The sequence below is a fragment of the Streptomyces sp. NPDC053665 genome (genome assembly GCF_055585285.1).
The window spans coordinates 306,820-319,642 of record NZ_JBVJKK010000002.1 but is presented as its reverse complement, the minus strand read 5'-3'; the positions used below and the strand labels follow the sequence as shown (position 1 = coordinate 319,642).

Below are 12,823 nucleotides of genomic sequence, written 5' to 3'. Positions count from 1 at the left end.
CGGCCCCTGGGGCCGGTGGTCACGGGGCCTTCCCCGGTACGGCGAACACTCGACGACGAGACTACGCGCGTGGCCCGCCCGGCTCATGCCCCGCGGGCGTTCACCCGCCCGTGGCCCGGCGGCCATGTCCGGTTCCCGGCACCCGTGAACCGGCCCCCGGCGGGGCGGGGGATGATCGTCGTGGACACCCCGGTCCCGCCCCGAACCCCCCTGCGGAGAACGCCTCGTGAGACGCCCGTCCCTGTTCCTGGTCCTGTTCGCCCTGCTGCTGGCGGGCTGTTCGCAGCCCGCGGACGAGGAGCCCGGCCCGCGCTGGCAGCCCCGCCCCGGCACCGGCTGGCAGTGGCAGCTCAGCGGGCGCCTGGACACCTCCGTCGACGTGCCGGTCTACGACATCGACGGCTACGACCACTCCGCGGAGACGGTCTCGCGGCTGCACGACGACGGCCGCAAGGTCATCTGCTACCTGTCCACCGGCGCCTGGGAGGAGTTCCGGCCGGACGCGAAGAGGTTCCCGGCGTCCGTGCTGGGCCGCGGCAACGGCTGGAAGGGCGAGCGCTGGCTCGACATCCGCCGCACCGACGTCCTGCGGCCGCTGATGGCCGCCCGGATCGACATGTGCCGGGAGAAGGGCTTCGACGCGGTCGAACCGGACAACATGGACGGCTACCGGAACGACACCGGCTTCCCCCTCACCGCCGCCGACCAGCTCCGCTACAACCGTCTCATCGCCCGCCTGGCCCACGAGCGCGGCCTGGCCGTCGGGCTGAAGAACGACCTGGACCAGATCCCGCAGCTCGTCGGGGACTTCGACTTCGCCGTCAACGAGCAGTGCGCCCAGTACGGCGAGTGCGCGGAGCTGAAGCCGTTCGTCGACGCGGACAAGGCCGTCTTCCACGTCGAGTACGAGCTGCCCACCGGCCGCTTCTGCCCCGACTCCCGCCGCTTGAAGCTGAGTTCGCTGCTCAAGAAGTACGAACTGGGGGTGTGGCGACGGGCCTGCTGAGGCCGATGCCGGTCACCGAGGTGCCCGCCAGCCGGTCCGCGAGCGACCGGCGGCCGGGGGAGAGGACCGGCAGCGCGTTCAGCAGGAACAGCACCACGGCGACCGCCCACACCAGGACCGACAGCAGCAGCTGCCCCTCGACCAGCAGCACGCAGGCCACGGCGTACACGGCGACGTCCACGACGGTGGTGACGGCGGCCCGCCGCGCGGCCCTGACCCGGCCCGGCGCACCCCCGGTGACCTTCAGACCGGTCAGGGCCTTGCCGGCCGTGCGCCCGGCCAGTGACAGGCACGCCCACTGGTAGAGGAACACCGCCAGCACCAGCAGCCCGAAGGCCTGCTCCACGTACAGCACCGACCTGTCCCACAGCGACAACCCCAGGCCGGCGGAGGCGTCGACGACGTCGCCGCGCGAGGTCAGCAGGTCCCAGCCGCCCCGGGCGGCCAGCTCGGGCACGTCGGTGACCAGCGCCGAGACCCGGTGGAAGGTGAGCACCGCCAGCGCCGACGCCAGCGTCACCACCAGCGCGAAGTCGACGGCCCAGGCCACGGCACGGCGCAGCTTCGGCATGAACGTCCCCCGATCACTCGTGTGTCCGGGAAGGAAGCTAGCCGCCCGGAGGCCGGGTCGGGAGGGCGACGGGGGGATCGTTTCAGCCCAGTGACACGACGACCAGCACCGCGGTTGCGGCGGTCTCCGCCAGACCGCCGAAGACGTCGCCGGTGATCCCCCCGAGACGGCGGGTGCAGTGCCGCAGGAGTGCCTCGGCGGCGGCCAGCGCGAGGACCACCGCGAGGACGGCCCGCACCGCCCCGTACGGTCCCGAGGCGCCGCCCGCCGCTGCCGCGGCCAGCGCCACCACGAGCCCCGCCGCCGCGGCCGCCCGCACCGGCACCACGCCCGCGACCGCCGCCCCGAGCCCCTCCGGCCGGGCCGCGGGCACCCCGGCCCGGGCCGCCAGGGTCAGGGCCAGCCGGGCCACCGTCGCCGACAGGACCGCGGCGCAGGCACCCCGGGTCCAGGAGGCGCTGTAGGACTGGGCGAGGGCGGCGGCCTGGCCCGCCAGGACCAGGACCAGGGTGATCACGCCGAACGGCCCGATGTCCGACTGCTTCATGATCCGCAGGGCGTCCTCGGCGGGCTTGCCGCTGCCCAGCCCGTCCGCGGTGTCCGCGAGCCCGTCGAGGTGCAGGCCGCGGGTGAGAACCGCCGGCACGGCGACGGTGGCCACCGCGGCCAGCGGCGCGTCCGCGCCGAGGACCAGCAGCACCAGCCCGAGGCCCGCCGCGGCGGCTCCCACGGCCAGGCCGGCGAGCGGGGCGCACAGCATGCCGCCGCGGGCCGCCTCGCGATCCCAGCGGGTCACCCGGACCGGGAACACCGTCAGGGTGCCGAAGGCGAAACGGAGGCCGTCGAGGGGCGAGGTTCTGGGCACCGGCGCAGGCTACCCGCCGGTCACGAGAGCGGTGACGGCAGGCGAGGATAAAGTTCCGTTATGGGATGGCTGGAGCGAAACATCATCGAACCGGGCAAACTTCCGCTGCTCCTCGCCCTCGTCGCCTTCGTGCTGACCTTCGTGATCACCCGGGTCATCACCCGCCTCATCCGCGCGGGCAAGGGCCCCTTCGGCAACATCAGCAGCGGCGGCGTCCACGTCCACCACGTGGTGCCCGGCGTCATCCTCACCCTCGTCGGCGGCTTCGGCGCGGTCGCGGGCGGACAGCACGGCTTCGGCTCGTGCCTGGCGGCGGTGATCTTCGGCATCGGCGCGGGCCTGGTGCTGGACGAGTTCGCCCTGGTGCTGCACCTGGCCGACGTCTACTGGACCCCGGACGGACGCAAGAGCGTGGAGATGGTCGTCCTCACCGCCTCCCTCGTCGGGCTGCTCCTGATCGGCTTCTCGCCCCTCGGCGTGGACGACCTGACCGAGGACCAGCAGCAGAACCGCGCCGCTGTCCTCGCCAACGTCCTGGTGAACTTCGGCTTCGCCCTCATCGCCCTGTTCAAGGGGAAGGTCCGCATGGCCGTCCTGGGCGTGATCGTCCCGCTCGTGGCGCTGGTCGCCGCCGTGCGGCTGGCCCGCCCGGCCTCCCCGTGGGCCAAGCGGTTCTACCGCAACCGCCCCCGGGCCCGGGCCAAGTCGGGTCTGCGCGCCTACCACCACGACCGCCGCTGGGTGGGGCCCCGGCGGACCTTTCAGGACTGGATCGGCGGCGCCCCGGACCCCGAGCCCGCCCGCGCCCTGGAGCGCCGCTGACGCACCTCACCGGCCGCGCACAGCACCAGCACGGCCGCGATCGCGGCCAGGTGCTCCTTGCCCGCCAGGTTCTCCTCCACCACGACCTCGGCCACCATCGCCGCGATCACCAGCCCGGCGGTGGCGTACGCCCGAAAGCGCCAGGCGACGAACACGGCCAGGCCCACCACGGCCGCCGACGGCCCGGTGTCCACCACCCGGGCGTCCGAGGCGGGCAGGCCGAGCGGCGAGCCGGGCCCCAGCCAGATGCCCAGCCGCGCGTAGAGGGTGCCGGCGAGCGTGGCGAGGTAGGCGATCACCAGCGTCCGCCACCGGCCCAGGCACAGCTCCGCGATCCCGAACACCAGCAGCAGCTGCACGAGCGCACCCCACACCGGCAGGTCCAGCGCCGGCACGAACAGCGACAGCGGCGTGCGCAGCAGCGCCGCCCACAGCGGGTCCTCGGCCCGCACGCCCCCGGCCTCCTGCACGAACCGGTGGCCCCACGCCCGGCCGTCAGCCAAGTGCAGCGCCGCCGTGAGGCACACGGACGTGACCGCCAGCGGCACGGCCCGCCACCGCCGCCGCGCCAGCGGCCCGCGCACCGCGGCGACCAACGGCCCCCATTCGGCGCGGGCCCAGCGGGCGAACGTGCTCATCGGGTCGTCCTCGTCGGTGCGGTGGTCCGGGCGCGGGTGTCCGTCACTCAGTCAAACGGACACCGTGTGCCAAGACCGACCGCAACGGGACGACGTTGAGCCGGGCGGGCGTGACCTGGATCCCCGGCGCGCCTACGACTCGGCGGGAACCTCCGGGGCGGGCGACGCGTCGGCCGCCTCGGACTCCTTCGGCCGCTCGGGCAGTTCCGCGGCCAGCGCGGCCGCCGCCTGCACCAGCGGCAGGGCCAGCAGCCCTCCGGTGCCCTCCCCGACGGTCACGCCGTGGCCGAGCAGCGGCTCCAGCGCCATCCGGTCCAGCGCCTTGGCCTGCCCGGGCTCGCCGCTGTCGTGCGCGGCCAGCCACCAGTCCGGCGCCCGGAACGCGATCCGCTGCCCGACCAGGGCGCACGCGGCCGTCACCACCCCGTCGAGCACCACCGGCAGCTTGCGCACCGCGCTCTGCAGCAGGAAGCCCGTCATCGCCGCGAGGTCGGCGCCGCCCACCGTCGCCAGCAGCTGCATCTGGTCGCCGAGCACCGGCCGGGCCCGGCGCAGCGCGTCCCGGATCGCCGCGCACTTGCGCATCCACGCCAGGTCGTCGACGGCCTGCCCGCCGCGCCCGGTGACCACCGACGCGTCGACCCCGCACAGCGCGGCGACCAGCACGCCCGCCGCCGTGGTCCCGCCGACGCTCACATCGCCGAGCACCACCAGGTCCGTGCCCGAGTCGGCCTCCTCGTCGGCCACCGCCATCCCGGCCCGGAACGCCGCCTCCGCCTCCGCGAGGCTCAGCGCGTCCTCGATGTCGATGCGCCCGCTGCCGCGCCGGACCCGGTGCCGCACGACGTCCTCGGGCAGGGTGGCCGGGTCGCAGTCCAGGGCCATGTCGACGATCCGCACGGGCACGCCCAGACGTCGGGCCAGGACCGACACCGGCCGCTCGCCCTCCAGCACCTCGCGCACCGACTCCGCGGCGCTGCCCGCCGGCCGGGCCGAGACGCCCAGGGCGGCGACGCCGTGGTCACCGGCGAAGAGCACCACCCGCGGCCGTTCCACCGGCCGCACCGGCACCGCCGACTGCGCCGCGGCCAGCCACTCACCCAGGTCGTCCAGCCGGCCCAGCGAGCCGGGCGGCACGACCTGTCGCTCCCGGCGCGCCTCGGCGTCACGGCGGATCCCGCCGTCCGGACGCTCGATCAGATCGGTGAAGTCGTCGAGATTAAGCGAGCTCATTCGCCGAACAGTACCGGCCGTGGCCGAACGGCAGGGCGCCACGTCACGACTCCGCCGGGACGGCATCGTTGCACCCGGCACCGGCATCCCATACGTTCCCTTTCGCGCGGATTGTCCTACATGTTCGTCCCCGGGGCAGCCCCGCCGTCCTGCCGTACGCCGTCGTGCCCGGGAGCCGCCCATGCCCGCCCACCCCGCCCCCTCCGCACCCCCCGCCCCCCGCACCAGCGCCCCGGTCCACGAACCGCGCCGGGAGGACTGCCCCTGGTGCGGCTCGGCCCGGCTGCGCAACCGGCTGCGGACGGGCGACGTACGGGAGTACAAGCCCGGCGTCTTCACCGTCGACGAGTGCCGCGAGTGCGGCCACACCTTCCAGAACCCCCGCCTCACGGCCGAGGGCCTCGCGCTCTACCACCGCAGCGTGCGCGGGGCGCCCCGGGACCCGGCGAGCGACGGCCTCCTCGCCCTGCGGGCCAGCCCCCGCCGGCACCGCTCGGCCGCCAAGGCGATGCTGCGCACCGGGGAGCCGGAGAGCTGGCTGGACGTCGGCACCGGCCACGCCCGCTTCCCGGCGACGGCCCGGCGGTACTTCCCCTACACCGCCTTCGACGGCCTGGACCCCACACCCCGGGTGGTGCGCGCCCGCTCCGCCGACCGCGTCGAGGAGGCGCACGTCGGCCGGCTGACCGACCCCCGCATCGCCGCCGAACTGCGCGGCCGCTACGACGTGGTCAGCATGCTCCACCACCTGGAGGGCACGCCCGACCCCCGGGCGGAACTGCGGGCCGCGCTCACCGTGCTGCGCCCGGGCGGGCACCTGATCGTCGAGACCCTCAGCCCCCGCAGCGTCTTCGCCGCCCTCCTGGGCCGCTGGTGGCTCCCCTACGACCAGCCCCGCCACCTGCACCTGCTGCCCCCGCGCAACCTCCGCGCCGAACTCGAGTCGGACGGCTGCGAGGTCCTGACGCTCGACCACCGCCCGGTCCACATCCCGCACGACCTCTCGGGCGCCCTGGCCCTGGCGATCTCCCACGGCCTCCCGGCCCCGGACACCCCCTGGCGGGCCGTCCCCCCGCCCCCGCTCCACCGGCACACCCGCACGGCCCTGCTGCGGGCGGGCGTCCCCCTGGTGGCACTGGCGGCGACCGCCGACCACCTGATCGCCCCGGTGGCCCGGCGCACCCGCTTCGCCAACACCTACCGGGTGATCGCCCGCAAGGCCCCCTGAGGGCTGTCAGCCCCGCAGGGCCACCGCCTGCCCCGCCACCACCAGCAGCACGTGCTCGCACTCGTCGGCGAACCCCGCGTTCAGGCGCCCGAGTTCGTCCCGGTACCGGCGCCCCGACGCGGTCGCCGGCACGATGCCCGACCCCACCTCGTTCGACACGGCCACCACGGTCCGCCGTGTCGCCCGCACCGCCTCCGTCAGCTCCCGCACCCGCTCCCGCAGCGCCTTCTCGCCCTGCTCCGCCCACACCGCGTCGTCCCACGCCCCGACGGAGTCCATCGCGTCGGTCAGCCACAGCGACAGACAGTCGATCAGCAGCGGCGGCCCCTCCCCGGCCAGCAGCGGCACCAGGTCGCAGGTCTCCGCCGTCTGCCACGACCCGGGCCGCCGGTCCCGGTGCGCGGCCACCCGCGTGGACCACTCGGTGTCCCCGTTGCGCGACCCGCCCGTCGCCACGTACAGCACGTCCGGGAAGGCCTCCAACCGCCGTTCCGCCTCCACCGACTTGCCCGAGCGCGCCCCGCCCAGCACCAGCGTCCGCCGCGGCACGTCCGGCACGTCCTCGTACACGCCCACCGTCAGCGTCGTCCCGTCCGGCACGGCCCGGGCCCCGGCCGCGGCGAGCCGCCGCCCCAGCTCCGGTCCGGGCGGCACGTCGTGGTCCAGGTGGACGGCGACCACGTCGGTCGTCGGCCCCACCGCTCCCACCGCCCGCAGCTTCGCCAGCGCGTCGGGCCGCCCCACGACGTCCGCCAGGACCATGTCGTACGGCTCGGCCGGACCCTCGATCCCGGCCGGCGCCCCGCCCGGCGGCAGGTACAGCAGCCGCTGCCCCTCGGGCCCCGTCACCGCGTAGCCCGTGCCCGGCGCGTCGAGTGCCGTCGCCCGCACCCGATGCCCCGTCAGCAGCGTCAACTCCTGCCCGTCCGGCACCCGTCCGGGCTGCGGCAGCCCCGCCGGGACCTCCACCGCGGGCCCGTCGTGCGGATGGGACAGCAGCGCCTGCCGGACCCCGCCCAGGGAGCGGCCCGCCCGGGCCGCCGCGAAGGCCGCCCCGGGCGTCAGGTCGAGCAGCAGCACCCCGTCCAGCAGCAGCGCGGTCGCCGCCCGCGCGTCGGGGCCGAGGGCGACCGCACAGGCCGCGCAGGGACAGTCGGGGCGGGGAAGTCCCGCGGGGGCGCCGGTGCCGAGGAGAGTCAGTTCCACGCCCCGATTCTCACCCGCGCGTGCGGGACTCGCGTGACGGAGACACCCTCGCGGGGTCACGCGCGCATCCGACCACCTGTGCCGCCCCGCCCGGCCGAGCGCTTAGGCTCTGGTCAGGAGCCGGACCCTGTTCCGGCTTCTCGCTGTGCAATGTGCTCACACGCATGGGAGGCGTACATGGCGGCATGGACGTGGCGGTTCGAGAAGACCGACGGGACGGAGGTCCAGCCCGCGGTGGCGCCGGAGGACTTCACGACCCAGGGGGACGCCGAGTCCTGGATCGGGGAGCACTGGAAGGAACTCCAGGAGGGCGGCGCCGACCAGGTGCGGCTGTTCGAGGACGCCACGGAGATCTACGGGCCGATGAGCCTGCACGCGGCCGAGGCGTGAGCCCGGGGGCGGGGGCCCGCGGTCCCCGCCCCTGCTCGTGCGCGGCCGGCGGGATCAGCCCCGCACGCCGCACAGGTGCAGCAGCGCCGCCACCCCGCGGTACGGATCCGTCCGCCCGGCCTTCTCCTCCACCGCGAGCAGCGTCTCCACGTCGGCGGGGACCTCGGCGCCGTCCGCGGCCGTGTCCGTGAACACGCGCACGCCGTACCAGACGTGCAGCGGCGCCCCGATCCCGGCGAGCGTCGCCGTCAGGTCCTTCAAGCGGTCGGCCCGCACGTCCAGCCCCAGGCGGTTGCGGTAGGCCACCGTGTCGAACGCGGCCAGCGCGCCCGCCCAGTCACCGGACAGCCCCGGACGCAGCGCCAGGGCGTCGCCGTTGCGCACCAGCAGGGACAGCAGCCCGCCGGGCGCGAGCACCCGGGCCAGCCCCGCCAGCAGCGGGTCGGGCTCCTCCACGTACATCAGGACGCCGTGGCAGAGCACCACGTCGAAACTGCCCGGCAGGAAGTGCACGCCGGTGTCCCGGCCGTCGCCCTCGATGATCCGCATCCGCTTGCGGATGCCCGCCGGTTCCCCGGCGAGCGACTCCCTCGCCACGGAGATCATCGTCGCGTCCTGCTCCAGGCCCGTCACCTCGTGCCCGGCCCGGGCCAGCCGCAGCGCCTGCGTGCCCTGGCCCATCCCCACGTCCAGCACCCGCAGGCGCTGCCCGACCGGGAACCGGGCCACTATCTGCTCGTCCAGCTGGCGGGCCACCAGCTCCTGCCGGACGACATCGCGCAGCCCGCCCAGCTTGTCCAGCCAGGCGTCCGCCGCACCCCCGGAGAACGGCGTCGTGGTCAGGGCCGCTCTCCGCGCTTGACCTGCGGCTTCGGCAGCCGGAGCCGACGCATCTGGAGGGAGCGCATCAGGGCGTAGGCGATCGCGCCGCGCTTGTTCTCACCCGCGAAGCGCTCGTTCAGCTGCTTCTTCAGGCGGAAGGCCGTGACGAACGAGTCGAGCACGATCAGCACGATCACCACGAGCCACAGCAGCAGCGCGATGTTCTGCAGCGACGCCACCCGCACCATGCTCAGCACGAGGATGACCACCGCCATCGGCAGGAAGAACTCCGCGATGTTGAACCGCGAGTCGATGAAGTCGCGCGCGAACCGGCGGACCGGTCCCTTGTCACGCGCGGGCAGGTACCGCTCGTCGCCGCTCGCCAGGGCCTGGCGCTGGCGCTCGAGGGCGGCGCGGCGCTCCTCCCGCTGGCGCTTGGCGGCGTCCTTGCGCGTCATCGACGTGTTGGCCACGCTGCGGCGCTGGCTCTGGGCCTGGCTGCGCTTGGGCGTGGGGCGGCCCTTGGGGGCCTGCGGGTCGCGGGGCTGCTTGGAGAAGTTCACCGGCGCCTTGTCGGCGGCCTGGGCCTTCTCTTCCTTGGCACGGCTACGGAACACAAAACCCAAGGGTAAGGGCATGACGGGCATGGACCCCAGTCCCGCGGGGAACGATCCGGCAACACCAGTCGTCTGTAAGGGGACAGACGGGACGTTGCGCACGCACCCGGTCGTTCCCCCGGAGGCCCCCCTCCGGTGACCCCGGGTACCACCTACTCCCTACGCCGGACCGGGAGCGCGCGCAGTCGTCCTTGGGGATGAGCGCATCCGTCCCCGAACAGTGCGGTAATGGATGCAGGGCCCGTACTGTGGGTTCTGTCGCAGGAGCTCAGCCGGAGTCGGTCAGAAGGGGGCGCGCGAAGCCCATGAGCGGTGTCATGAAGCGTATGGGGATGATCTTCCGCGCGAAGGCGAACAAGGCCCTTGACCGGGCCGAGGACCCGCGCGAGACCCTCGATTACTCGTACCAGAAGCAGCTGGAGCTGCTCCAGAAGGTGCGGCGCGGTGTCGCCGACGTGGCGACCAGCCGCAAGCGTCTGGAACTCCAGCTGAACCAGCTGCAGTCGCAGTCGGGGAAGCTGGAGGACCAGGGGCGCAAGGCCCTGGCGCTGGGCCGCGAGGACCTCGCCCGCGAGGCGCTCTCCCGCCGGGCCGCGCTCCAGCAGCAGGTGACCGATCTGGAGACCCAGCACGCCACGCTCCAGGGCGAGGAGGAGAAGCTCACCCTCGCGGCCCAGCGGCTCCAGGCCAAGGTGGACGCCTTCCGCACGAAGAAGGAGACGATCAAGGCCACGTACACGGCGGCCCAGGCGCAGACCCGCATCGGCGAGGCGTTCTCCGGCATCTCCGAGGAGATGGGCGACGTGGGCCTGGCCATCCAGCGTGCCGAGGACAAGACGGCCCAGCTCCAGGCCCGCGCCGGCGCGATCGACGAACTGCTCGCCTCCGGTGCCCTCGACGACCCCTCCGGCATGCACAAGGACGACATCCAGGCCGAGCTGGACCGGCTCTCCGGTGGTACGGATGTGGAGCTGGAACTGCAGCGCATGAAGGCCGAGCTGGCCGGGGGCCCGAGCGCCGGGCAGCAGGCCATCGAGGGCGGCACGACCGGGCAGCAGTCCCAGCAGCAGCCGCAGGACACCCCGCGCTTCGACAAGCAGTAGCCGAGCGGCAGGGGTCCACGCCTAGGAGGGCGACATGATCGTACGGATCATGGGGGAGGGCCAGGTGAGTCTGGCCGACGGCCACCTCGCCGAGCTGAACGAGCTGGACGACGAACTGCTCGCGGAGATGGAGAAGGGCGACGGCCCGGGCTTCCGCCGCACCCTCCAGGCCCTGCTCGCCCGGGTCCGCGCCCTCGGCGAACCGCTGCCGGACGACTCCCTGGAGCCGTCCGAGCTGATCCTGCCCTCCCCGGACGCGACGCTCGAGGACGTCCGGGAGCTCCTCGGCGACGACGGCCTGATCCCGGGCTGAGCTCCGCACCCGACACCGGCCGCCCCCGGCGGCCGGGGCCCGGGCCCCTCCGGCCGGCGGAGGGCTGGGGGCACGGCCCCCGGGCCGGATACCGTGAACGCTCGTGAGCACATTCGCGCGGGCCAGATGCCGGGCCAAGGCACACCCCCTGGCCGTGGACGCGGCCCTGGCCGCCGCCGTCCTGGTCTGCATGGTCGCCGGATCCTTCGTGGAGCCCCGGCACCGCGACAACGTCAGCTGGGGCGTCCTGCGCACCCCGGACACCCTCAGCCTGGTGCTGATGACCCTGGCCGCCGCGGCCCTGGTCTTCCGCCGCCGCGCCCCGCTGCGGGTCCTCGCCGTCACCGGCGCGGCGTCCGTCGTCGAGTCCGTGACGGCCGACCCCCGCGCGCCCGTCGCGATGTCCGCCGTCATCGCCCTGTACACCGTCGCCTCCACCACGGACCGGCCCACCACCTGGCGTGTCGGCCTGCTCACCATGACCGTGCTCACCGGCACCGCCATGGCGGCCGGCAGCCTGCCCTGGTACGCCCAGGAGAACCTGGCGATCTTCGCCTGGACCGGTATCGGCGCCTCCGCGGGCGACGCCGTCCGCAGCCGCCGCGCCTTCGTCCAGGCCATCCGGGAACGCGCCGAACGCGCCGAACGCACCCGGGAGGAGGAGGCCCGCCGCCGGGTCGCCGAGGAGCGCCTGCGCATCGCCCGCGACCTGCACGACGTCGTCGCCCACCACATCGCGCTGGTCAACGTCCAGGCCGGGGTCGCCGCCCACGTCATGGACAAGCGCCCCGACCAGGCCAAGGAGGCCCTCGCGCACGTCCGTGAGGCCAGCCGTTCCGCGCTCAACGAGCTGCGCGCCACCGTCGGCCTGCTCCGCCAGTCCGGCGATCCGGAGGCCCCCACCGAGCCCGCCCCGGGCCTCGACCGCCTCGACGAACTCGCCGGCACCTTCCGCAACGCGGGCCTGCACATCGAGGTCGCCCGCGCCGACCAGGGCACCGCCCTGCCCGCGGCCGTCGACCTCGCCGCCTACCGGATCATCCAGGAGGCCCTGACCAACGTGCAGAAGCACGCCGGGGCGCAGGCCAAGGCCGAGGTCAGCGTGGTCCGCGTCGGGCCGAACGTCGAGATCACCGTCCTCGACGACGGCAGCGGCGACAACGAGGCCCCCGCCGGCGGAGGCGGCCACGGGCTGCTCGGCATGCGCGAGCGCGTCACCGCGCTGCGCGGCACCCTCACCACCGGTCCCCGCTACGGGGGCGGTTTCCGCGTGCATGCGATCCTGCCCGTCAAGAACCGCACATCCGACGGGGAGGACCCCGCATGACCATCCGCGTCCTGCTCGCCGACGACCAGGCGCTGCTGCGCAGCGCCTTTCGCGTGCTCGTCGACTCCGAGCCCGACATGGAGGTCGTCGGGGAGGCGTCCGACGGTGCGGAGGCGGTGCGGCTGGCCAAGGAGCACCACGCCGACGTCGTCCTCATGGACATCCGGATGCCCGGCACCGACGGTCTCGCGGCGACGCGCCTGATCAGCGCCGACCCCGCGCTCGCGGACGTCCGGGTGGTCATCCTGACGACGTTCGAGGTCGACGACTACGTGGTGCAGTCGCTGCGCGCCGGGGCCTCCGGTTTCCTCGGCAAGGGCGCCGAGCCCGAGGAGCTGCTGAACGCCATCCGGATCGCCGCCGGCGGCCAGGCCCTGCTCTCCCCGGCGGCCACCACCGGGCTGATCTCCCGTTTCCTCGCCCAGGAGGACCCGGCCGACGGCGACCGCGACCCGGCCCGCGGCGAGCGCCTGGACTCCCTCACCGTCCGCGAGCGCGAGGTGCTGGTGCAGGTGGCCGGCGGCCACTCCAACGACGAGATCGCCGAGCGGCTGGAGGTGAGTCCGCTGACGGTGAAGACGCACGTCAACCGGGCCATGGCCAAGCTCGGCGCCCGCGACCGGGCCCAGCTCGTGGTCATCGCCTACGAATCCGGGCTGGTCCGTCCGAGGGTGGAGTGAGC

15 protein-coding genes are annotated in these 12,823 nt (G+C 74.6%); 8 read left to right on the top strand and 7 right to left on the bottom strand.

Going from position 1 to position 12,823, the window contains the following annotated elements; translation table 11 throughout:
- The first annotated feature begins 226 nt into the window (after nt 1–226).
- Entirely contained in the window at nt 227–1,006 is a 780-nt protein-coding gene (locus ACZ6ZN_RS09000) for an endo alpha-1,4 polygalactosaminidase (RefSeq protein WP_469644476.1), read from the top strand.
- On the opposite strand, the gene ACZ6ZN_RS08995 is transcribed toward ACZ6ZN_RS09000, so the two are convergent.
- Nucleotides 966–1,577, bottom strand: coding sequence for an RDD family protein (locus ACZ6ZN_RS08995; protein ID WP_469644471.1), 612 nt, complete (start codon nt 1,575–1,577; stop codon nt 966–968). The two genes, ACZ6ZN_RS09000 and ACZ6ZN_RS08995, sit on opposite strands and share 41 nt — an antisense overlap.
- Before the next feature lie 82 nt (nt 1,578–1,659).
- Nucleotides 1,660–2,442 (bottom strand): adenosylcobinamide-GDP ribazoletransferase, encoded by a 783-nt coding sequence (locus ACZ6ZN_RS08990; RefSeq protein WP_469644470.1) that lies wholly within the window; start codon nt 2,440–2,442, stop codon nt 1,660–1,662.
- A 60-nt stretch (nt 2,443–2,502) separates the two neighbouring features.
- On the opposite strand from ACZ6ZN_RS08990, the gene ACZ6ZN_RS08985 reads away from it, so the two are divergent.
- Complete coding sequence (locus tag ACZ6ZN_RS08985) at nt 2,503–3,264, top strand: hypothetical protein (protein ID WP_469644467.1); 762 nt, start codon at nt 2,503–2,505, stop codon at nt 3,262–3,264.
- Here ACZ6ZN_RS08985 and ACZ6ZN_RS08980 read toward each other — a convergent pair.
- Both ACZ6ZN_RS08980 and cobT read right to left on the bottom strand, forming a co-directional pair.
- Nucleotides 3,204–3,902 (bottom strand): hypothetical protein, encoded by a 699-nt coding sequence (locus tag ACZ6ZN_RS08980; protein WP_469644465.1) that lies wholly within the window; start codon nt 3,900–3,902, stop codon nt 3,204–3,206. The genes ACZ6ZN_RS08985 and ACZ6ZN_RS08980 overlap by 61 nt on opposite strands.
- Nucleotides 3,903–4,034: 132 nt before the next feature.
- Entirely contained in the window at nt 4,035–5,135 is a 1,101-nt protein-coding gene (gene cobT / locus ACZ6ZN_RS08975; RefSeq protein WP_469644463.1) for a nicotinate-nucleotide--dimethylbenzimidazole phosphoribosyltransferase, read from the bottom strand.
- A 181-nt stretch (nt 5,136–5,316) separates the two neighbouring features.
- On the opposite strand from cobT, the gene ACZ6ZN_RS08970 reads away from it, so the two are divergent.
- Nucleotides 5,317–6,363 carry a methyltransferase domain-containing protein gene (locus tag ACZ6ZN_RS08970; protein WP_469644460.1) on the top strand — a complete coding sequence of 349 codons (1,047 nt, stop codon included), beginning with the start codon at nt 5,317–5,319 and terminating at the stop codon, nt 6,361–6,363.
- Between the two features lie 6 nt (nt 6,364–6,369).
- Here ACZ6ZN_RS08970 and ACZ6ZN_RS08965 read toward each other — a convergent pair whose 3' ends face one another.
- Nucleotides 6,370–7,569, bottom strand: coding sequence for a bifunctional adenosylcobinamide kinase/adenosylcobinamide-phosphate guanylyltransferase (locus ACZ6ZN_RS08965; protein WP_469644458.1), 1,200 nt, complete (start codon nt 7,567–7,569; stop codon nt 6,370–6,372).
- A 177-nt stretch (nt 7,570–7,746) separates the two neighbouring features.
- Between ACZ6ZN_RS08965 and ACZ6ZN_RS08960 the strand changes: the two genes are divergently transcribed.
- Nucleotides 7,747–7,959: a hypothetical protein gene (locus tag ACZ6ZN_RS08960; RefSeq protein WP_376323609.1), complete on the top strand. Its 213-nt coding sequence runs from the start codon at nt 7,747–7,749 to the stop codon at nt 7,957–7,959.
- A gap of 54 nt (nt 7,960–8,013) precedes the next feature.
- Here the strand turns inward: ACZ6ZN_RS08960 and ACZ6ZN_RS08955 are convergent, their stop codons facing one another.
- Both ACZ6ZN_RS08955 and ACZ6ZN_RS08950 read right to left on the bottom strand, forming a co-directional pair.
- Entirely contained in the window at nt 8,014–8,715 is a 702-nt protein-coding gene (locus ACZ6ZN_RS08955; protein WP_398111206.1) for a class I SAM-dependent methyltransferase, read from the bottom strand.
- Nucleotides 8,716–8,798: 83 nt separating this feature from the next.
- Nucleotides 8,799–9,398, bottom strand: coding sequence for a DUF3043 domain-containing protein (locus ACZ6ZN_RS08950; RefSeq protein WP_451879203.1), 600 nt, complete (start codon nt 9,396–9,398; stop codon nt 8,799–8,801).
- Between the two features lie 332 nt (nt 9,399–9,730).
- On the opposite strand from ACZ6ZN_RS08950, the gene ACZ6ZN_RS08945 reads away from it, so the two are divergent.
- The 4 genes from ACZ6ZN_RS08945 (at nt 9,731) to ACZ6ZN_RS08930 (ending at nt 12,821) form a co-directional block, all read left to right on the top strand.
- Nucleotides 9,731–10,501 (top strand): PspA/IM30 family protein, encoded by a 771-nt coding sequence (locus ACZ6ZN_RS08945; protein WP_398111477.1) that lies wholly within the window; start codon nt 9,731–9,733, stop codon nt 10,499–10,501.
- Nucleotides 10,502–10,535: 34 nt separating this feature from the next.
- A complete protein-coding gene (gene pspAA / locus ACZ6ZN_RS08940; protein WP_469644453.1) occupies nt 10,536–10,814 on the top strand; it encodes a PspA-associated protein PspAA in 279 nt (92 codons plus the stop codon).
- Between the two features lie 103 nt (nt 10,815–10,917).
- On the top strand, nt 10,918–12,141 hold the full coding sequence (locus ACZ6ZN_RS08935; protein ID WP_469644450.1) for a sensor histidine kinase: 1,224 nt from the start codon (nt 10,918–10,920) through the stop codon (nt 12,139–12,141).
- Nucleotides 12,138–12,821 (top strand): response regulator, encoded by a 684-nt coding sequence (locus ACZ6ZN_RS08930; protein WP_398111475.1) that lies wholly within the window; start codon nt 12,138–12,140, stop codon nt 12,819–12,821. Before ACZ6ZN_RS08935 ends, ACZ6ZN_RS08930 begins: the two co-directional genes overlap by 4 nt.
- Nucleotides 12,822–12,823: the final 2 nt, after the last annotated feature.